Origin of the sequence: Marilutibacter maris, from assembly GCF_006546735.2 — a bacterium.
In the GTDB taxonomy this organism is placed as follows: domain Bacteria; phylum Pseudomonadota; class Gammaproteobacteria; order Xanthomonadales; family Xanthomonadaceae; genus Marilutibacter; species Marilutibacter maris.
Genome location: NZ_VICD02000265.1, coordinates 1 through 21523 on the forward strand (window position 1 = coordinate 1; position 21523 = coordinate 21523).

The 21523-nt window shown below is 67.9% G+C and carries 16 protein-coding genes; 6 read left to right on the forward strand and 10 right to left on the reverse strand.

The window, feature by feature from the left end:
* The coding region (locus FKV24_RS15300; RefSeq protein ID WP_141483005.1) for a TonB-dependent receptor plug domain-containing protein at positions 1-474 on the reverse strand (474 nt) is incomplete at its 3' end.
* Positions 475-646: 172 nt separating this feature from the next.
* Here FKV24_RS15300 and dinB point away from each other — a divergent pair.
* Positions 647-1753, forward strand: a complete 1107-nt coding sequence (gene dinB, locus FKV24_RS15305; protein ID WP_141483006.1) for a DNA polymerase IV — start codon at positions 647-649, stop codon at positions 1751-1753.
* An 11-nt stretch (positions 1754-1764) separates the two neighbouring features.
* On the opposite strand, the gene FKV24_RS15310 is transcribed toward dinB, so the two are convergent.
* The 4 genes from FKV24_RS15310 to FKV24_RS15325 all read right to left on the reverse strand — a co-directional run bounded on the left by FKV24_RS15310 (position 1765) and on the right by FKV24_RS15325 (position 8930).
* On the reverse strand, positions 1765-2535 hold the full coding sequence (locus tag FKV24_RS15310) for a M15 family metallopeptidase (protein WP_141483007.1): 771 nt from the start codon (positions 2533-2535) through the stop codon (positions 1765-1767).
* Between the two features lie 22 nt (positions 2536-2557).
* Entirely contained in the window at positions 2558-4126 is a 1569-nt protein-coding gene (locus tag FKV24_RS15315) for a serine hydrolase (RefSeq protein WP_170288333.1), read from the reverse strand.
* 44 nt (positions 4127-4170) lie between these two features.
* A complete protein-coding gene (locus FKV24_RS15320) occupies positions 4171-7206 on the reverse strand; it encodes a TonB-dependent receptor (RefSeq protein ID WP_141483008.1) in 3036 nt (1011 codons plus the stop codon).
* Between the two features lie 206 nt (positions 7207-7412).
* Complete coding sequence (locus tag FKV24_RS15325; protein ID WP_249041047.1) at positions 7413-8930, reverse strand: transglutaminase-like domain-containing protein; 1518 nt, start codon at positions 8928-8930, stop codon at positions 7413-7415.
* A gap of 369 nt (positions 8931-9299) precedes the next feature.
* Here FKV24_RS15325 and FKV24_RS15330 point away from each other — a divergent pair, with 369 nt between their 5' ends.
* From FKV24_RS15330 to FKV24_RS15350, 5 genes are all read left to right on the forward strand, one after another.
* Positions 9300-10658 carry a C40 family peptidase gene (locus tag FKV24_RS15330; protein ID WP_249041048.1) on the forward strand — a complete coding sequence of 453 codons (1359 nt, stop codon included), beginning with the start codon at positions 9300-9302 and terminating at the stop codon, positions 10656-10658.
* A 129-nt stretch (positions 10659-10787) separates the two neighbouring features.
* Positions 10788-11885: a dipeptide epimerase gene (locus FKV24_RS15335; RefSeq protein WP_141483009.1), complete on the forward strand. Its 1098-nt coding sequence runs from the start codon at positions 10788-10790 to the stop codon at positions 11883-11885.
* 52 nt (positions 11886-11937) lie between these two features.
* On the forward strand, positions 11938-12786 hold the full coding sequence (locus FKV24_RS15340; protein ID WP_111268024.1) for a MurR/RpiR family transcriptional regulator: 849 nt from the start codon (positions 11938-11940) through the stop codon (positions 12784-12786).
* A gap of 82 nt (positions 12787-12868) precedes the next feature.
* Positions 12869-13675: a hypothetical protein gene (locus FKV24_RS15345; protein ID WP_170288334.1), complete on the forward strand. Its 807-nt coding sequence runs from the start codon at positions 12869-12871 to the stop codon at positions 13673-13675.
* Positions 13668-15020: an APC family permease gene (locus FKV24_RS15350; RefSeq protein ID WP_111266179.1), complete on the forward strand. Its 1353-nt coding sequence runs from the start codon at positions 13668-13670 to the stop codon at positions 15018-15020. Before FKV24_RS15345 ends, FKV24_RS15350 begins: the two co-directional genes overlap by 8 nt.
* A gap of 342 nt (positions 15021-15362) precedes the next feature.
* Here the strand turns inward: FKV24_RS15350 and pnp are convergent, their stop codons facing one another.
* The 5 genes from pnp to infB form a co-directional block, all read right to left on the reverse strand.
* Positions 15363-17471: a polyribonucleotide nucleotidyltransferase gene (gene pnp / locus FKV24_RS15355; RefSeq protein ID WP_111266178.1), complete on the reverse strand. Its 2109-nt coding sequence runs from the start codon at positions 17469-17471 to the stop codon at positions 15363-15365.
* Between the two features lie 148 nt (positions 17472-17619).
* Complete coding sequence (gene rpsO, locus FKV24_RS15360; protein WP_111266177.1) at positions 17620-17880, reverse strand: 30S ribosomal protein S15; 261 nt, start codon at positions 17878-17880, stop codon at positions 17620-17622.
* A 247-nt stretch (positions 17881-18127) separates the two neighbouring features.
* Positions 18128-19060 (reverse strand): tRNA pseudouridine(55) synthase TruB, encoded by a 933-nt coding sequence (gene truB / locus FKV24_RS15365; protein WP_141483010.1) that lies wholly within the window; start codon positions 19058-19060, stop codon positions 18128-18130.
* A gap of 95 nt (positions 19061-19155) precedes the next feature.
* Positions 19156-19536, reverse strand: a complete 381-nt coding sequence (rbfA, locus tag FKV24_RS15370; protein ID WP_111266175.1) for a 30S ribosome-binding factor RbfA — start codon at positions 19534-19536, stop codon at positions 19156-19158.
* 5 nt (positions 19537-19541) lie between these two features.
* Positions 19542-21523 (reverse strand): translation initiation factor IF-2 (gene infB, locus FKV24_RS15375; RefSeq protein WP_141483011.1); only part of this gene is annotated, 1982 nt, incomplete at its 5' end.

Genomic DNA, 21523 nt, shown 5'->3' on the forward strand with positions numbered 1-21523 from the left:
CAACGGACCGCGCAACACCTCGATCCGGTCCAGCATGTCGAGCGGAAAGGTCGCCGCCTGTCCCTGGCCGTCCGCGGCACTGCCCGGAATGCCGTCGACGACCAGGCGCAGTCCGCGCACCCCGAAGCTGGAACGGGCACCGAAGCCGCGACTCTGGACCTGCAGGTCCTGGGCGAAGTTGTGCCGGTCCAGCACCGCGATGCCCGGCACCCTGGCCAGGGGTTCGGCCAGGCTGCTCTCGCGCTGGCCACGGTGAAGAGCGTCTCCGGACACCACCGACACCGCTCCGGGGAAGTCCGCCAGCGGGCGGACCCGGCCGAGGACGCGCACGGTGTCGAGCGTGGCCGCGTCCTCCGCTGCCGGGGCAGAAGCCTGCGCCCCGGCCTGCGTCGCCAGCACCAGCAGTTGCAACGCGACAGCGGACACGACGACACGGCGACGGCAGCCGTGCGCGATCAGCGATGACGAAGCCATCAATCCCCCAGCGGACATTCAGATCCAGACCCGTTCCAGGCGGCCATCTTGCCCGCTCGCCCCGCTCGCGGCGACCCGCCCCGCGCGGTTCCATGCGCAAGCGGCTCTGGCCATGTCGCGGCCGGCGAATTAGTATTTTAACTAACCGCGCCGCCCTCGTAACACTCGAACCGTGTCCGCCCCCACCCGCAAGATCGTCCACGTCGACATGGATGCGTTCTACGCCTCCGTGGAACAGCGCGACGACCCCGCGCTGCGCGGGCAGCCGGTGGTGGTCGCCTGGCGCGGCGCGCGCTCGGTGGTCTGCGCGGCCAGCTACGAGGCGCGCAAGTTCGGCGTGCGCTCGGCGATGCCGGCATTGCGGGCCGAACGGCTGTGTCCGCATGCGGTCTTCGTCGCGCCCAACTTCCAGCGCTACAAGGCGGTGTCGCGGCAGGTCCGCGAGATCTTCGCCCGCCATACCGAGCTGATCGAACCGCTTTCGCTGGACGAGGCCTATCTCGACGTCACCCGGACCAAGACCGGGATGCCCTCGGCGACGGCGACCGCCGAGGCGATCCGCGCCGCGATCCGCGAGGAGACCCGGCTGACCGCATCGGCCGGGGTCGCGCCGAACAAGTTCCTCGCCAAGATCGCCTCGGACTGGCGCAAGCCCGACGGTCTGTTCGTGCTCAAGCCGCATCAGGTCGAGGCGTTCCTGACCCCGCTGCCGGTCGGCCGCCTGCCGGGCGTCGGCAAGGTCACCGAACGGCGCCTGGGCAAGCTCGGCATCGCCACCGTCGGCGACCTGCGCACGCTCGGTGGCGAACAACTGGAGGCGATGTTCGGCCGCTGGGGCGCGCGCCTGCACCGGCTTTCGCTGGGCATCGACGACAACCCGGTTGAGCCGAGCCGGCCGACCATGCAGGTCTCGTCGGAGGACACCTTCCCCGACGACCTGCCGCTGGACGAGCTGGCGCCGCACATCGAAAGGCTGGCGGAGAAAACCTGGGCGGGCTATGCCCGCGAGCGCGAACGCGACCCGCAGCGGATCGCGCGCACCGTGGTGCTGAAACTGAAGACCGCCGACTTCCGCATCCTCACCCGCAGCCTGACCCTGCCGACCCTGCCCGAGGGCGCGGCGGCGCTGGCCGAGGTCGCCTGCGGCCTGCGCGAACGCGTCGACCTGCCGGCGGACACGCTCTACCGGCTGGTCGGCGTCGGCGTATCCGGGTTCGCCGATGCCGGCGAGAGCGTGGCGCAAACCGATCTGTTCGAGGCGGACCAGGGCCTGCGATAGCCTGTGGACGATCAGTCGAGCGGCACGTCCTCGATCGGCACGTCCTCGATCGGCACGTCGTAATGGATCCGCTTCGAGGGCTCCGGGTCGAGGGTGTAGTGCCACCATTCCTGCGGATAATTGCGAAACCCGTGCCGTTCCATCGCCGCGCGCAGTCGATCGCGGTTGCGGCGCTGTTGTGGGCTCGCCTGCGGCGAGTCGGTATTGGCGCGCGGATCGAAGAAATCGAACGGCGTGCCCATGTCCAGCGGACGACAGGCGCCGTCCCGGTCGCATTCGAGCAGGGTCAGGTCGACCGTCGCGGCGCGGCTGTGGCCGGACAGCGGCGCGATGTATTCGCCGCGCAGCGCGCGCTTGGGCAGGTTCGGGTAGTAACGCGCACGAGCGACCAGGTCGTCGTCCTCCTCGATCCAGCGCATGAAACGGCGCACCGCCCGCACCGGTCGATAGCAATCGAAGATCCGCAGCCGCAGCCCCTGCGCGCGCAGGTCGGACTCGACCGCGGCCAGCGCATCGGCCGCCGGCGCCAGCAGATAGCAGCGCGCCGCCGCATATCCGTCCACCGGTGCCCCGGTGAAGTTGTCGTCGCCGGCGTAACGGATGTCCAGATCGATATCGGGAACCCGCTCGCGGATGTCGACCAGGCCCGCCTCCGCGGCGGTCGTCGCGGTGGAGAACACCGGCGCATCGGCCGGCGCGCTCGCCGGCTCCGCGATCACCGTGCCGGCGCCACAGCCGCTCGCCAGCGCGACCGCCAACAGCGCCGCCGACGCGACCCGCATCCGCGTGCCTGCGGCAACGGCCTCAGCGTTCACAGCCGCGCACCCGGACAAAAGCCAGGTCCTCGTAGTCGGAACTGAAGTCGCCGTCGGGATCGACCTTGGCCAGGGTCATCCGTGGCGGCGAGCTGGAGGTGGCCGGATGCAGATCCATCCAGGCCTCCGGGTCGATGGTGTCGTCGTCCCAGTCGATCAGCGCGCGCCCATGCACCCGCATGATCCGTCCGGCCAGCCGCGGCGACTTGGTGGCGACGAAGCGCACACCACCGTCGGCTTCGCACAAGCGGGCCTCGCCCAGCCACGGATCGCGGTAGACGCCCAGGTAGGCGCTCATGTCGATCGCGTGCGCGGGACGCCGACCGGACGTGTCGGGCACGCGCGATCGGCGGGGGCCGTCTTGTTCGCGCTCCAGCACCGCCGCGAGCGTCGCCACCGAGGTGCCCGACTCCGGCCGGGCCAGATAGTCGAGCAGGACCGAGGTCAGCACCGTGCGCGCTGCGCTGCCGTCGCCGTTGATCATCACCACGAAGCCCGAGCGGCGATCGGGCAGCAGCATCAGCACCGAGTACATGCCGGCAAGGGTGCCGGTGTGCGAGACCGTCCACTCGCCGTGGACATCGGCCAGTCGCCACCCGTAGCCATAGGCGCGTATGTGGGTATCGTCCCAGTCGCGACTGCGTGCCGACAGCGGCAACGGCGTGTGCGCCGTCCACAGCGCCTCGCGCTGCCCACGCGGCAGCCACTGCAACTGTTCGGGCGTCGGCACCAGCCAGTTGCGCGCCCAGGCCAGCATGTCGTCGAGGCCGCAGCGGATGCCGCCGGCCGCCGCCGAGGTGGTCGCCGGCACGATGTCGCCGTCGACCCGGATCGCGGCATTGCCCTGCCCGTCGCGCATGTGCGGTTGGGCGACGCTGCCGGCCTCGGCGCGGGACCACTCGCCGACCCGGCAGCCGGACAGGCCGAGCGGTTCGAACACCTCCCGCCGCAGCAGCGCTTCGTAGGAGGCGCCACCGGCCGCGGCCGCGACCTCGCCGGCGACCACGTACAGCAGATTGTCGTAGGCATAGCCGGAGCGGAAGCTGCGCTCGGGCTTGAGATGGGCCAGCCCGGCGATGATGTCGCCGCGATCGAAGCGGTTGGGCTCGGGCCACAGCATCAGGTCGCCGGCACCTTCCGGCAGGCCGCTGTTGTGGATCAGCAGGTCGCGTACCTGCATTTGTTCGGTGACCCAGTCCTCATGCATGCGGAACCGCGGCAGATGACGGGTGACCGGATCGTCCCAGCGCAGCTTGCCGGCATCGACCAGCCGCGCCAGCAGCGCGGTGGTCATGGCCTTGCTGTTGGAGGCGATCTTGAACAGCGTGGCGTCGGTGACCGGGTCGCCGGAACCGGCGACGGTCTCGCCGCCGGTACGGGTATAGACGACCTCGCCGTCCTCGATCACCCCCATCGCCATGCCCGGCAGCCCGAACCGCGCCATCGCATCGTCGAAGGCACGGTCGAGAGCCGATGGATCATGGGCGGCCGGGGGGGATGCGGCGGCCGCCGGCAGCGCCAAGGCCATGGCAAGACAGACCCCGACAATCGACCTCATGCGACCAGCGCCGCTACGACGTGCGGTTCGCTTCCCGCATTCGCTCAGAAGCTCCACGATACGATCAGCTGCCCGTACCTCGGCGACTGCAGGAAGCGCTCCTTGCCGAAGAACTCGTCCCGATCGCCGACACCCGGCTCCAGTTCCTGATAGACCCACACCGGCTCCTGACGATTGAACACGTTGTAGACAGAGAACTTTGCCTCAAGCTTGCCGGCATCGAAAGTGCGCTCGTATGCCAGGCTCAGGCCGAGGTCGATGATCCACGGCATCCGCCCGGCTCCACCGCGCGAGGAATGCTCGAACACGCGGTCATCGGTGCTCCAGGTGTCGCCGTCCTGCGCGTTCTCGGGCCGCGTGCAGTTCTCCACGCAGATGAAGTAGCTGTGGTAGCTCTTCCAGTTGTAGGGATTTCCAACGCCGAGTGCGGTGATCGGACCGCCCGAACGCGCATCCAGCGTCGCACCGACCCGCCAGTTGTCGTTGAACGCATAGGTGCCGCGCAGCTTGATCTGATGACGGTGATCGTTGGCAAGCGGGCCGTCTCCGCGATAGTTGACGAACGGATCGTCGAAGTTCTCGGTGCGGCCGGTGTCACCAAAATTGGTGTCGGTGTTGACCGGTCCCTCGGCGTTGCCCTCGTTCCACGACAGTGTGTAGGACGCATTGAGTGCCCACTTGCCATCCCAGGCGCGATCGACCTGGAACTCGAGCGCCTTGTAGGTACGGTCGGGCTTGACCCAACCTCGCTGTCCGGTGGGTGTCGAACCGACATACTCCCATTTGCCATTGATGTACTCGTAGTTGTCGGCCTCGGTCCAGTAGCCCGCCTTCGAGGTATCGATCGTCAGGTAGCCGTCGTCGACCCCGTCGCAATCGGTATCGCCCCAGACAGTGACGTCCTCGCCGGGATTGGCCATCACCCAACGGCTGGCGATACGACCGCAATGCGTCGCGGTGATGTTCATGTCGTCGATCGCATTGTTGAGCTTTCGATAGATGCCGCGCACGCCCCATGACCATGTCGAGTTCAGCTGCTGCTGGAAGCCCAGGATCAGTTCGTCCTGGTAGACCGGGTCCATGTCCTTGTCGACCTCGGCGCGCAGGTCTCCGACGCTGCCGTCGCCCTGACTGTTGTCGAAGCCGAACTGGGTGCCGAGAATCGGCACCGCATACTGCACGCCATCGCGCTCGCGAATCTCCCAGCCATCGAATCCGTAATAGGTGCGCTCGTCGAGCAACGCACCGCCCTGCTTGATGTTGATCACATTGGCGACAGGCAGGAAGTAGCGACCGATATTGCCGAATACCTTGGTGGTGGAATCGCCCCTGACATCCCAGGAGAATCCCAGCCGGGGCGCCCACATATCGTCCATTTCGATGTAGGTACGTCCCTCTGCGTCACGATTGTCGAAGCTCTCGTTGCGGATGCCCAGATTCAGCACCAGGTTGTCGCTGATCGACCAGTTGTCTTCGAGATAGAAGGCTTCGTTGACGCTCTCGAACTCGCCGAATATGGAGTATCTGCGAGCCCGCACATAGGCGGTGTAACCGGGTGGCACGATGCCCGCCCCCGGAATCTGGGCACCCGGCGTGGTCGAGTAGACGTTGTACTGGATGCCACCGGGACCGGCATAGACCTGGTCAAGATCGGAGGTGTTGCTCTCACGGTCGATGCCGAAGCGCAGCAGGTGATCCCCCATCGCCCATTCGAAATCGGCCCGGGCCTGCTCGCGCTGATCATTGCGATCATAGATCGTCGCATTGTTGGTACACCCCAGGGGCACCCCCGGATCGGGAACACCGGAAGCCCGGGTGACGTAGTTGCAATCGCCATCGCTCGGTGAGGCGGTGATATTGTCCCTTTCGCTGTTGCCGTACATCAGCTTCATCGACAGGTTGTCGCTCAGGTAGGACGTCCAGGTCAGGGCCCAGTTGTCTCCACCATTTTCCGAGTACGACCTGCTGAGCCGGTCTCCGACACGGTTGTCGTCGAAATCGTACGCAAAGGTCTCGTTGTCGACACGGTTCTTGTTGGAGAACGCCATCAGGCTGAGCAGATTGTTGTCGTTCAACTGCCAGTCCATGGTCGCGCCCCAGAAGCCGTCGTCCGACTCCCCGCGCGTGAAACTGGTGCCCCCGTTGTTGGTGCTCTCGGGCGATATGTCGCGTCCCTCGTACATCGCAAAGAAGAACAGGCGATCGCGGATTATCGGTCCCGAAGCCCAAACGTTCATGCGCGCGGAATCGGTACTGTCCCGGCTGCGCGTAAGATACCGATCACCGTCCAGATAGCTGTCGCGGGCGGACGACTTCCAGGCACGCGGTGAGAAAACGAGCTTGCCGCCACCATGGAACTCGTTGCTGCCCGACTTCGCCAGCGCATTGACCACACCGCCGGTGGTGCGGCCGAACTCCACCGAGTAGCCGCCGGTCTTGACCTGGAACTCCTGGTAGAAGTCGAACGGGGCTTCGGAGAAACCGACCCGGTTATAGAAATCGGTGACGTTCAGACCGTTGATGTAGAACGCGTTCTCGGCCACCGACGAACCGCCGAACGAGATGCCGCCAAAGCCCGCCGAACCACCGGCCACGCCCGGCGCCAACAGCGCGACCGAGGCGACGTTGCGGTCCACCGGCATCCGCGCGATTTCCTCGGCGGTGATGTTGGTCGCCGACTCGGTCGAGCTCACGTCCACCGGCGAAATCACCCTAGAACCGATGACCTGCACCGCGGCCATGTCGACCACGCCTTCGGCGCCAAGATTGACGGTGGTGGCGTTGCCCAGCGAAACGCTGACGTCGATCGCCTGCCCGACCGCCTGGCCGTCACGGCTGACCTGCAACGTATAGTTGCCGACCGGCAACTGGGACAGGCGGTAGCTGCCATTGGCGCCGACCGATACCGAACGGGTCAGACCCGTTTCGGGATTGATGACGGTGATCATGTCCCCTGCATTGGCGCGGCCGGCAATGGCGCCGTTGACGTTCTGGGCCAGCGCCGTCGCCGGCGCCATCGAGGCCAGGCAGACGCCCATCGCCACATAGAGCGCTGTCTTTCGCAAAGCCGTGCCGTACATGTCGTCTAGTCCCCCGAGCATTGGTTGTGATTGAGGTATGCGGCGTCCATGCCGCAGAAGCCCGGACAAGGCCATCCCCGCCTTGTCCGGACGGGTCGGCCCCGGCATCCGCCGGGCCCGTTGCCACCAGGTCGTCCATCCGTGCTCCTGAGCGGTGAACGCACCGTCCCTGGCGCGCAACGCCTCCGCTTCCCGGCAGAGGCTTCCTAACGCGCGTCCGGGTCGGGACCCAGGACCTGGGCACTGAACCGGTAGTCCCACTGGTCGAAGTAGAGATTGCCCCCCTGCCACTCCACTTCGCCGCGCTGCGAGTCCACCGTTTCCGAGCGGAAGTGCCGCTTGGGCGGAAACAGTGGCTGCGAATAATCGTCGTTGAAGGCGATCCGGTACGCGTCCAGGCCACCCAGGTAGAACCAGCGCAGGTCCTCGTCGTCGCTGTCGAGCAGGCCACTGGTCACGTCCATCGGCACCCAGCCGTAGGGCGCCAGGTACATCCAGCCCCAGTCGTGCAGGTTGTCGTAGTCGCCGTCGGAATAGACCATGCCCGACTGCCAGCGGGTCGGAATGCCGTTGAGCCGCAGCAGGCTCATCAGCAGCAGGGTCTGCTGGCCGCAGTCGGCATGGCCGGTGCGCAGCGCGTAGTCGCTGATGTTGGAAATCGTCGAATACTCGCGCGCCGAGGCCCACGGAATCCGGTCGACCGCGGCAAACAGCCTGCGCGCGATCCTGTAGGGATTGCTTTCGTCGCCGACGACCTGCTGCGAGAAGCGCCGCAACTCGTCGGTGAACACGATGTGCGGCGCACGCTCGGCCAGGAACGGCGCCAGCCCGGCATCCGCCTCGGTCGCCACCACCCGCTCGGGATCGATCGCATGGTACTGGCCGCGCACGGTCATCTCGTACTCGACCGAGAACTCGGTCGGCTCCCCCGCGACCGCCACCCGGCTCATGTGCACGGTGCGTTGCAACGTCGCCTCCGGCGCCAACACGTGCGCCTCGGGAGTCGTACCCAGCAGGCGGATGTCCTCCTGCTGGCCCGGGATCGCACGCGGATACGGAATCCACGCGCTGAGCGGCTCGCCGGCCGGCACCGCGTCGGCATCGACGATCAACGACTGGACGACCCGGATCCGCCGGGGCGCCACGTGCACGCGCCCCTCGGCCTTCGCCGCATCGCGGACCTCGGCATGGTGGGCGTTCAGGGTTTCCATCGGACCGGAACCGCCGGCATGCGGCTGCGCGCGCCGCGCCGCGGCCTCGGCATTGACCCGGAACAGGTTGGACACGGCGCGCGCGAAGTAGCGTCGCTCGCCGTCGATGAGCAGGTGTTCCAGCGCACCGGACGCATCCCAGGCGGCGAACTCGCCCGGGCGGAGATCGGGGATCTCCCGTCGCAGTCGCGCCATCACTTCGGCCGCGTCGTGCGGAAAGTCCAGGCGGATCCTACGCATCCGCTCACGCTCGAACGCCAGCGCCCGGCGGATCGGCGCCGGCGACTGGGGATCGGCGAGTCGCTCCCCGATCCGCGCCTGCGCCTCATCGAAGCGTCCGGCATCGACCAGGGCGGTCACTTCACGTACGGTGTCCGCAGCCATCGCCGATCCAGGCAGGATCATGGACAGCATCGCGACCAGGACCAGCAGATTCGCCAGCGCATGCGCCAACAACCGGCGCGCGCGCGCGGCCGGCGGCGCTCCGCCGCGCCTGCCCCCGTCCCGATCCATGAACCCACCATTCGCCACGACACTGCCCCTGCCGCGTCAGCATGCCCTCGGTGTAACACGGTCGACACGGCAGGGTCAATAATTTATTCCAAGTTGATCATATTTCTGAAATAAGTATTCTCAGAGCGGTCCGGACCGCTCGGCCGGTGGCGATCGATGCCGCCAGCGCCGCGGACCGCTTCGCAGTGGCGATGCGCACGCGGGTGCGCGCAAACCAGAGGGATGCAACTCATGCGAGCACGCGTGCCTGACTCACCCCGGTCGCAGCAGCGCCCTGCCGGCCCGCCATGGTCCGGTCCTGGCTCCAGACCGCGAATCCGCACGCCGCTGCTGGCCGCCGCCTTCGCCGTCGCCTGCATGCTCGTGGCGATGCCGGCGACGGCCTTCGAACGCCCGCGCCCGCATCCGGTCGACGCCGAAACCGGGGCCACCGGAATCGCCGGCGTGCGGGCCGAACAGCTCACCCCCGAGTTCTGGACCCGGCGCCTGTCCGACCCGGACCGTGTGGTGATGGACCGCGCCGCGATCGCGCGCCAGAACCTGCGCCTGTTCGCCGAGGATCGCTCGGTCCACGACCTCGACGCCCTGCCGGCACAGATGCCGCGGGCCGAGGTCACGCGCTGGATCCGCGCGGCGTCGTCGCCACCGACACGCGAGCTGTTCGACGCCAGCGGTGGGAGCTTCGACGGCATCGACGCGCTCGAATCGGCGCTGGCGCTGGATCGCATCGCCGACACGGTGACGGTACGCCACGGCCTGGTGGTCGAACGCGCCGACATGCGCGGCTACCCGACCTCGATGCGCGTGTTCAGCGCACCCGGCGATACCGACATAGACCGATTCCAGGAGACCGCGCTGTTCCCGGGCACACCGCTGGCGATCCTGCACGAAAGCCGCGACGGCGCGTGGTGGTTCGCGGTCAGTCCGCGATACGCCGCCTGGATCCGCAAGCAGCACGTGGCGACCGGCGATCGCGACCGCGTACTCGGGTACCGCCATCGCACGCCCTACCTGGTGGTGACCGGCGCCACCGTCGACACGGTGTACAACCCGGAAGTACCGCAAGTGTCGGAGCTGCAACTGGACATGGGCGTGCGGGTACCGCTGCTTGCCGACTGGCCGGCCGATCGCCCGGTCAATGGACAGGCGGCCTACACCGGCCATGTGATCGAACTGCCGATCCGCGATGCCGACGGAAGCCTTCGCTTCGCCCCAACGCTGCTGCCGCGGACCCGCGACGTCGCCGCCGACTACCTGCCGTTGACCCAGGCCAACCTGCTGCGACAGGGCTTCAAGTTCCTCGGCGAACGCTACGGCTGGGGGCATTCCTACAACGCCCGCGATTGCAGCGGCTTCGTCTCCGAGATCTATCGCGCGTTCGACGTGCAACTGCCGCGCAACACCAGCGCCCAGGGCGTGAGTCCGGTATTCAACACCGTGCGCTTCGACGAGAACGACGACCGCCGGAAACGGCTGGAGGTCCTGCGCACCCTGCAGCCGGGCGACCTGATCTACATTCCCGGGCACGTGATGATGGTGATCGGCCAGTACCAGGGCGCGCCCTACGTGATCCACGACGTCACCGGCATCACCCTGGGCGAAGCCGACGGTTCGCGCCGCCGCATCGCCCTCAACGGGGTCTCGGTGACGCCGCTGGAGCCGCTGCTGGCCAGCGGCGACGCCACCCTCGTCGATCGCATCTACAGCATCCAGAAGATCAGGCCTTGAGCCGGACGCCATGACCACCGCACCGGGAGGGGAAACGGGTGATTCGCAATCGAAGATACCGACCGCAGCGGCCGACGGCTTCGCCCCGTCGCGCCAGGCATTGACCCGCAGCCCGATCAGGACACCCGAATGAAAGTCACCGACATCCGGATCGGCATGCTGCGCGTGCCGCTGAAGACCCCGTTCAAGACCGCCCTGCGCACCGTCGACACGGTCGAGGACATCGTGGTGATGGTCCATACCGACAGCGGCCACGTCGGCTTCGGCGAGGCCGCCGCCACCGCGGTGATCACCGGCGACACCCACGGCTCGATGATCGAGGCGATCCGCAAGTGCATACGTCCGCGCCTGATCGGCGCCGACGTCGCCGACCTCAACCGCAACACGCGGATCGTGCAGACCGCGCTGGAACGCAACTTCAGCGCCAAGGCGGCGGTCGAGATCGCGCTGTACGACCTGTTCGGACAGCTCTACGGCGCGCCGCTGTACAAGCTGCTGGGCGGCGGCGACCCGGTCATCACCACCGACATCACCATCAGCGTCGACTACATCGACAAGATGGTCGCCGACTCGCTGAGCGCGGTGGAGCGCGGCTTCGAGTCGCTGAAGATCAAGGTCGGCAAGGACATCGGGCTCGACATCGAACGGGTCAAGGCGATCTACGCGGCGGTCGAGGGCCGCGCCCTGCTCCGCCTCGACGCCAACCAGGGTTGGAGCGCCAAGCAGGCGGTCTACGCGATGCAGGCACTGGAGGATGCGGGGGTGCAGCTTGAGCTGCTGGAGCAACCGGTGAAGGCCCAGGACATCCGCGGCCTGAAGTACGTCACCGACCGCGTGCACACGCCGGTGATGGCCGACGAGAGCGTGTTCGGGCCGACCGAGGTGATCGACCTGATCAAGATGCACGCCGCCGACATCATCAACATCAAGCTGATGAAGACCGGCGGTCTGTCCAACGCGATACGGATCGCCGACATCGCCTCGCTCTACGGCGTGGAATGCATGATCGGCTGCATGATAGAAACCAGCATCAGCGTCGCCGCCGCCGTCCACCTGGCGGTCGCCAAGTCGGAGGTGATCACCAAGGTCGACCTCGACGGCCCGTCGCTGTGCCGCTACGACCCGGTCGACGGCGGGGTGATCTTCAACGAGTCGGAGATATCGATCGTCGATGCACCGGGGCTGGGCATCCGCGAGGTCCGCGGGCTGGAGATGCTGGAGGAGTGACGGCGACGCCGCCATTCCGCCACGACCGCGTTTCGGAGGTATGCTTCTGGACATGTCGCCCCTGCTGAAGATCCGCGCCGAGCGCGACCGGATGTCGGCCATCGAGCGCCGGATCGCGGACTTCCTGCTCGACAATGCGCACCTGCTGCGCGACTACTCGTCGCAGCAGCTGGCCAGCGCGCTCGGCATCAGCCAGTCGAGCGTGGTCAAGTTCAGCCAGAAACTCGGCTTCAAGGGCTATCCCGACCTCAAGTTCTGCATCGGCGAGGCGCTGGCCCGCGAGGGCGCCGGCGAGCCGCAGTTGCCGGACCGGGAACCGGACTCGGGACCGCACGTCGCCCTCGCCGAGTCGCTGTGGCGGGCCAAGGCGCTGGCCGAACAGGAGACCCGTCTGCTCAACCCGGTCGAACAGATCGACGCGATCGTCAAGGCGATCTCGGGAGCCGGCCGGGTCTTCATCTGCGGCCTCGGCCAGGACGGCATCCATGCCCGCGGTCTCGGCCTGCGGCTGTCGCTGGTGGGCATCGCCACCGTCGAACACGCCGACCCGGTGCTGATGGCCGCCAGCGTCTGTTCGGCGGGAGCGGGCGACGTGCTGATCGTATTCTCCGAGCACGGCAAGCAGCCTGAGCTGTGCCATATCAGCCGCCAGTTCCGCGCACGACGCGGCCGGATCATCTCGGTGACCCGGCACAGCGCCAATCCCTTGCGCGCGCATGCCGACGCGTCGCTGCTGATCTCCGCACACGACGAGCATCCGCACGTCGAGCCGCTGCTGTACCAGGCCGCCCTGCAGCAGATGCTCGACCTGATCCTGGTCCTGGTGTGCCAACATTCACCCGACTACGTCGCCCACTACGGCAACAGTCTGGAACACGTCCAGCAATTGCTCGATCCCTGACCGCCGACCGAGGACTCCTTCCGCCATGCCGATCGCCGTCCCGCGCAGCCGCTCCCGCCCTCACCGTTCATGGCGAAGCGCAGTGCGATCGGGCGTGCTGCTGGCGGGCCAGCTATTGGCGGGCATGCTGCTGGCGGGCGCGCAGCTCTCGGCACCGGCACGGGCGGCCACTCCCTGGAGCCAGGCGCGGCAGGCGGTGGTGGTCACCGCTGCGGACTGGGACGCCAGCGCGGGACAGCTGCACCGGTTCGAGCGACGCGGCGATGGCTGGCACAGGGTCGGCCCGGCCCTGCCGGTCCAACTGGGACGCAACGGCAGTGCCTGGGGCCTGGGCCTGCACCCGCAGCGTCCCGATGACGGGACTCCGGTCAAACGCGAAGGCGACGGCCGCAGCCCGGCCGGAATCTTCGCCATCGCCGAAGCGTTCGGCTACGCCGACGACGCCGGCATCGAACTTCCCTATCGGCCGATGCGGCAGTCGAGCTATTGCATCGACGTGCGCAGATCCGCGCTGTACAACCGCATCGTCGACGCCGAGCGGGTCGGCGCGGACGCGGTGCGCGGTTCGACCGAACCGATGCGCCTGGACCTGCACAACGACGGCGACCAGCGCTACAAGCTGGGCTTCGTGATTGCCCACAACCCCGGCAACCGCGACGGCGCCGGAAGCTGCATCTTCGCCCACCTGTGGAAGAACGCCGATACCCCGACCGCCGGCTGCACCGCGATGCCCGAGCCGGCGATGGCGCGACTGCTGGACTGGCTGCGTCCGGCGGACCGGCCGATCTTCGTGCTGATGCCCGCTTCCGAGTACGCCCGTCTGCAGGCGCCCTGGCACCTGCCCTCCATCGACCGCACCGCTTCCCGCAAGGACATCGCGCATGAGTGAACCGTCCACTACCGCCCACGGCCAGGGTCCGACCGTCATCGACAACGACACGGGCATGGTGCGGGCGGTCAGCCGCTGGCAGATCGTCGGCCTGTCGATCAACGACGTGATCGGTAGCGGCATCTACCTGCTGCCCGCCAGCACGGCGCTGCTGTTGGGCCCGGCCAGCCTCTGGGCGGTGCTGCTGGCCGGCGTCGCGGTGGGACTGCTGGTGCTGTGCTACGCGCAGGCCGGCAGCTACTACGACGATGCCGGCGGCAGCTACCTGTATGCCCGCGATGCGTTCGGCGACTTCATCGGCTTCGAGGTCGGCTGGATGACCTGGCTGACCCGGGTCGCGTCCGCTGCGGCGCTCAGCAGCGGCCTGGCGCTTGCGGTATCCAAGTTCTGGGCGCCGGCCGGCGAAGGCTGGGGCTGGACCGCGGTGGTGGTCGGCTCCATGGCCTTCTTGACCTTCATCAATGTGATCGGCGTGCGCTCGGCCGCCCGCACCGGCGTCGCCCTGGTCCTGGCCAAGATGGCGCCGCTGCTGTTCTTCATCGTCGTCGGCGCGTTCTTTGTCGACTGGTCGCAGGCGGTCGCGATGGGCGCACCGCCCACCGACAAGCTGGGCGAAGGCGCGCTGCTGCTGCTGTATGCCTACGCCGGCTTCGAGAACACGCCCGCCGCGGCAGGCGAGTTCCGCAACCCCCGACGCGACGTGCCGTTCGCGCTGCTCACGATGATCGTGCTGGTGAGCCTGATCTACGTCGCCGTGCAGGTGGTGGCACAGGGCACCGTCCCCGACCTGGCGGCCTCGAAGTCACCGCTGGCCGACGCCGCGGAGACATTCGCCGGTCCCGCCGGCGCCCTGCTGCTCACCATCGGCGCGGCCATCTCGATCCTCGGCAGCAACAGCAACACCATGCTGTTCGGTCCCCGCTACCTGTACGCCCTGTCGGCGGACGGCTACGGCCCGGCGATCCTGTCCCGCGTGCATCCGCGCTTCCACACGCCGACCGTGGCGATCGTCGTCACCGGCATCCTGGCGCTGGCGCTGGTGCTCGGCCAGCAGTACGGGGGCAGTGGTGTGTCCGAGGCCTTCGCCAATCTGGCACTGCTCTCCGTCGTCGCCCGTCTGTGCAGCTACATCGGCACCTCGGCCTCGCTGTTGGTGCTGCGCAAGCGCTACCGCGACCGCCCGAACGCGCTCGCCCTGCCCGGAGGGCCGCTCATCCCGGCCCTCGCCCTGCTGCTGTCGCTGGCACTGATGGCCAGCGCCGGCGCCGGCAACCTGATCGCCGCCGGCGTCGCGGTGCTGGTCGGCGCGCTGATCTATCTGCTGCGACGCAAGCCAGCAGCCTGACTGCGGTCGCGCAAATGCAGGAGCGGCGTGAACCGCGATAAGGCTTTCACGGCAAGGCCCGATCGCGGCTTACGCCGCTCCTGCGAAAACTCCGACAGGTCCGAGCGCATGGCCGGTACCTTGGTCTACGCGCTGCAGTGCAAATCGGCAGCCTGACCGCTCCTGTGAAAGGCGTTCGCCTGCGCTGCCCCTGCAGGAGCGGCGTGAGCCGCGATCTCCCGGGTCCGGAGACAGGCCCCCTTGCGGCTTACGCCGCTCCTGCGACGGCGTCCTTTCGCAGGACAGGCAAACAAAAAGCGGGCCGAAGCCCGCTTTCTGCGTATCCAGCATGGGTCGCGCGGCTTACTCGGCCGCGACGCCCTCGCCTTCCTCGACGGCCTTCATCGACAGGCGGATGCGGCCCTGCTTGTCGACTTCCAGCACCTTGACCTTGACCACGTCGCCTTCCTTGAGCTTGTCGCTGACCTTCTCGACGCGCTCGTTGGAGATCTGCGAGACGTGGACCAGACCGTCCTTGCCCGGCAGGATGGTCACGAATGCACCGAAGTCCATGATCTTGGCGACCTTGCCTTCGTAAATGCGGCCCGGCTCGACGTCCGAGGTGATCTGCTCGATGCGGCTCTTGGCGGCCTGGGCGGCGGCGGCGTTGACCGAGGCGATGACGATGGTGCCGTCGTCCTGGATGTCGATCTGGGTGCCGGTTTCCTTGGTGATCGCCTGGATGGTCGAACCGCCCTTGCCGATCACCTCGCGGATCTTGTCCGGATGGATCTTCAAGGTCAGCAGGCGCGGGGCGAACTCGCTCAGCTCGCCACGCGGCGCGGTCAGCGCCTGGGCCATTTCGCCGAGGATGTGCAGACGACCGGCCTTGGCCTGGGCCAGCGCGGTCTTCATGATCTCCTCGGTGATGCCCTGGATCTTGATGTCCATCTGCAGGGCGGTCACGCCGTTCTCGGTACCGGCGACCTTGAAGTCCATGTCGCCGAGGTGATCCTCGTCGCCGAGGATGTCGCTCAGCACGACGAAATCATCGCCTTCCTTGACCAGGCCCATCGCGATGCCGGCGACCGGCGCCTTGATCGGCACGCCCGCGTCCATCAGCGCCAGCGAAGAGCCGCAGACCGAGGCCATCGACGAGGAACCGTTCGATTCGGTGATCTCCGACACCACGCGGATGGTGTACGGGAACTCCTCCATCGTCGGCATCACCGCCAACACGCCGCGCTTGGCGAGGCGGCCGTGGCCGATCTCGCGACGCTTCGGGCCCATCATGCGGCCGCACTCGCCGACCGAATAGGGCGGGAAGTTGTAGTGGAACAGGAAGTGTTCCTTGTACTCGCCGGAGACCGCGTCGATGACCTGGCCGTCGCGCGCGGTGCCGAGGGTGGCGACCACGATCGCCTGGGTCTCGCCGCGGGTGAACAGCGCCGAGCCGTGGGTGCGCGGCAGCACGCTGACCTTCGAGCTGATCGGGCGGACGGTGTCGAGCGCGCGACCGTCGATGCGGACCTTGGTGCCCAGCACGGCGCTGCGCATGGTCTGGTACTCGAGCTCGCCGAATTCCTTCGACATCTCCGAGCCGCTCCAGCCCTCGGCCTCGGCGCGGCCGGCAAGGGCCTCCATCACGTCCTTCTTGATCGCCGAGATCGCGTCGCGGCGCTGCAGCTTGTCGCGGACCTGGAAGGCCTCGGCCAGCTTGTCGCCAACGGCCGTCTTGAGGTCGGCGATCATCGCCTCGTTCTTGGCCGGCGCCTGCCAGTCCCAGGACTTGGTGCCGGCCTCGACGACCATCTCGTTGATCGTGTTGATGACCTTCTGCATCTCGCGATGGCCGAACATGACCGCGCCCAGCATCACGTCTTCCGACAGGCCCTTGGCCTCGGACTCGACCATCAGCACCGCGCTGGAGGTACCTGCGACGACCAGCTCCAGCTCGGAGTCGGCCAGCTCGCTCACGGTCGGGTTCAGCAGGTACTCGCCGTTCTTGTAGCCGACCTTGGCGGCGCCGATCGGCCCCTGGAACGGGGCGCCGGTCAGGGCCATGGCGGCCGAGGCGCCGATCAGCGCCGGGATGTCGGCGTCGATTTCCGGGTTCAGCGACATCACCGTGGCGATGATCTGGACTTCGTTCTTGAAGTCTTCCGGGAACAGCGGACGGATCGGACGATCGATCAGGCGCGCGGTCAGCGTCTCCTTCTCGGTCGCGCGGCCCTCGCGCTTGAAGAAGCCGCCCGGGATCCGGCCACCAGCGTAGAACTTCTCCTGGTAGTCGACGGTCAGCGGGAAGAAGTCCTGACCCTCGCGGGCGGTCTTCGCCGCAACCGCGCTGACCAGCACGACGGTGTCATCCATCTTCACGATCACGGCGCCGCCGGCCTGGCGGGCAATCTCGCCGGTTTCCAGGGTGACCTGATGGTTGCCGTACTGGAAGGTCTTGGTAATTTTCGCCACGTTGGGTTCCTTCGTTTCGATGCTGGCCGGCCAGGCCCCTGCCCTGCCGGATTGGCCGTGGAGCGACCGGTGGTAGAGGCATCCGCCTGATCCGGATGCCGCTCAAAAACAAGCCGCGGCGCTTGCGGCGCCGCGGCGGGAGTCTAGATCAGCGGCGCAGACCGAGCTTCTCGATCAGGGCCTTGTAGCGCGCGTTGTCTTTGCGCTTGAGATAGTCGAGCAGGCTGCGACGACGGTTGACCATCATCAGCAGGCCGCGACGGCTGTGGTGATCCTGCTTGTGCTGCTTGAAGTGCTCGGTGAGCGTCTGGATGCGAGCGGTCAGCAGGGCGACCTGGACTTCCGGCGAACCGGTGTCGTTGGTGCCGCGAGCGTGTTCCTGGATGACTTTGCTGGTGTCGATGGACATCGTTTTATTGCCTCTTTGCCGCGAGGTCCGCAGGAATCACCGGGACGATGGAAACACCGAACCGGCGCACCGCGTGGCCCGCCGTTGGAATGAAATGACTAAACAGGGTGCTCGCCCTCGGGAAAGCGGCGAAATTGTAACAGTTTCCCCGGCCCGCGCGCGACCCGCCGGCGACATTCGGCACGAATCCGCGGCCGGCCCCCGTGCCGTCCCGTTCAGGAAAGCCCGGGCCAGCCGGGACCGAGGCTCACTGCCCAGCCACCGCCCAGCGGAACATCCGGCTCGGCGCGATGGCGTCGCCGTCCGCACGGCCGATCCCGAGGCAGCGACCGTCGCGATCCAGGATCGCCACCGGCTCGGCGCCCGGAGCCGGCCCGTTCAGCGGCGCCGGCTGACCGTGCGCGAGCCGTTGCTCGCCGTCGGCGTCGACGGTCACCGATGGCAGCCCGGCCAGTCCGGCCTCGATCGGCAGCAGGCAGGCCAGCAACGCCTCATCGCCCTGCCCGGCCAGCGCCTGCAACTGCTCCAGGGTGTGCATGGCCGGCGCCACGAACGGCTCGACCCACAGCCGGCGCAGCATCGACACGTGCGCGCCGCAGCCCAGCGCCTCGCCCAGGTCGCGGACCAGGCTGCGGATGTAGGTGCCCGAGCCGCACTCCACGAGCAGGCGCAGACGGTCGCCGTCGCGCCCGGTCACCTCCAGGCGCTCGACCACGACCTCGCGCTCGGGCGCTTCGATGGCCTCGCCGCGCCGGGCCTTGGCATACAGCGGCTCGCCCCCCTGCTTGAGCGCCGAAAAAATCGGAGCGCGCTGGCGGATGCGGCCGCGCAGCGGGGCCAGGACGGCCTCCATCCGCGCGTCGTCGATCTCGGGAACCGGCCGTTGCCGCAGCACCTGGCCGTCGGCATCGTCGCTGTCGGTGGTCGCCCCGAGCACCGCCTCGGCCACGTAGGCCTTGCGCGACCCCAGCAGCAGACCGGCGATCTTGGTCGCTTCGCCGAAGCAGATCGGCAGCAGGCCGGTCGCCAGCGGATCGAGGCTGCCGGTGTGCCCGCCCTTCTCGGCGCGGAACAGGCGACGGACCTGCTGCAGGGCCTGGTTGGAACTCAGCCCGGTCGGCTTGTCGAGCAGCAGGATGCCGTCGAGCGGGCGGAAACGGGTGCGGGCACGTCGGCTCATGCGGAAATCGGCGGGGCGTGCGTTGCGGGAACGGAATCGCGGTGAAATCGCGGCGGCGCCGGACGCGAGTCCCGCAACGCCGCCGCGAGAGGCGATCAGTCGCGGTCCGGACCGTCTTCGGGGTCGGCCGCCGGCGACAGATCGCGCAGCAGGTTGTCGATCCGCTCGCCGCGGTCGACGGAATCGTCGTAGTGGAAGTGCAGTTCGGGCACGTGGCGCAACTTGACCGCGCGCCCGAGCTTGAAGCGCAGCTCGCGCGACAACTCGCGCAGGGCCTTGACCGCCTCGGCCGAGCGCTCTTCCTGCAACGCGGTCACGAACACCTTGGCATGGGCCAGGTCGCGGGTGACCTCGACGTCGGAGACGCTCACCGAGGGCAGGCCGTGCTCGCGCACGGCTTCGTGCACGATCGTGCCCAGCTCCCGACGGAGCTGGGCCGATACGCGATCGGTGCGATGGAAGGACTTGGTCGGCATGGCGGTCAGAGCGTGCGCTGGACCTCGATGCGCTCGAAGCACTCGATCTGGTCGCCCGACTTGATGTCGTTGTACTCCTTCACGCCGATACCGCACTCGGTACCGTTGCGGACCTCGTCGACGTTCTCCTTGAAGCGACGCAGCGACTCCAGCTCGCCCTCGAAGATCACGGTGTTGTCGCGCAGCACGCGGATCGGCTTGTGGCGCTTGACCACGCCCTCGACCACCATGCAACCGGCAACCGCGCCGAACTTGGAGCTGCGGAACACGTCGCGGACCTCGGCGGTACCGATGATCTCCTCGCGGATCTCCACACCCAGCAGACCGGACGCCACCTGCTTCACCTGGTCGATCACGTCATAGATGATCGAGAAGTAGCGCAGGTCGACACCATGGGTCTCGATGACCTTGCGGGCCGAGGCGTCGGCACGGACGTTGAAGCCGATCACCGTGGCCTTGGAGGTCGCGGCCAGGGTCGCGTCGGACTCGGTGATGCCGCCGACGCCGCCGCCGATCACGTTGATGCGGATGTCGTCGGTCGACAGCGCGGTCAGCGCGTCGCGCAACGCCTGCACCGAACCCTGCACGTCGGCCTTCACCACCAGGTTCAGGGTCTGCTGGCCTTCGCCGGAGCCCATCTGGGCGAGGATGTCCTCCATCCGGTTGCCGGCCTGGGCGACCAGACGCGACTCGCGGCGCTTGGCGTCGCGCTGCTGCGCGACTTCCTTGGCCAGGCGCTCGTCGTCGACGACCACGAAGTCGTCGCCGGCATCGGGCACGCCCGACAGGCCCAGGACCTGGACCGGGATCGACGGCGTGGCGCTGTCGACCTGCGAACCGGTTTCGTCGAACAACGCACGCACGCGGCCGTACTGCACGCCGCAGACCAGGTAGTCGCCCTTCTCCAGGGTGCCCTGCTGGACCAGCACGGTCGCGACCGGACCACGGCCCTTGTCGAGCGAGGACTCGATCACCACGCCGGTCGCGCGGCCTTCGACGATCGCGGTCAGCTCGAGCACTTCCGCCTGCAGCGAAATCGCGTCCAGCAGCGCGTCGATGTTCTGGCCGGTCTTGGCCGACAGCTCGACGAACTGGATGTCGCCGCCGAATTCCTCGGCCACCACTTCCTGCGCCATCAGCTCGGTCTTGACCCGGGTCGGATCGGCGTCGGACTTGTCGACCTTGTTGATCGCCACCACCAGCGGCACACCGGCCGCGCGGGCATGCTGGATCGCCTCGATCGTCTGCGGCTTGACGCCGTCGTCGGCGGCGACCACCAGCACCACGATGTCGGTCAGCTTGGCGCCACGGGCGCGCATCGACGAGAACGCCGCGTGGCCCGGGGTATCCAGGAAGCTGATCACGCCCTTGTCGGTTTCGACGTGATAGGCGCCGATGTGCTGGGTGATGCCGCCGGCCTCGCCGGTGGCGACCTTGGTGCGGCGGATGTAGTCCAGCAGCGAGGTCTTGCCGTGGTCGACGTGACCCATGATGGTCACCACCGGCGGACGCGACAGCTTCTCGCCCTTGGCGTCCTCGACGTGGGCCAGCAGCGCGTCCTCGGCGCTGTCCTCGCTGGCGCGGACCGCCTTGTGACCCAGCTCCTCGGTCACCAGCACCGCGGTGTCGTGGTCGATGCTCTGGGTGATGGTCGCCATCACGCCCATCTTGAACAGCGCCTTGACCACCTCGCCGCCCTTCAGCGCGAGCTTCTGCGCCAGGTCGGCAACGGTGATGGTGTCGCCGATCTCGACCTCGCGCACCACCGGAACGGTCGGCTTGGAGAAGCCATGCGGACCGGCGCCGGTGCGGGACTGCTCGGCCTGGCGGCGACGCGGCTTGCCGCGGGCACTGGAGGAACGGCGTGCACGCTCGGAAGCGCTGAGGTGCATCTGCCCGGCGAAACGCTTGGCGCTGTCGTCGTCGGAACCCGCCGGCGCGCCGCCACGTGGCTTGTGCCGGCCGCCCGCTCCGCGATCGTCCTCGC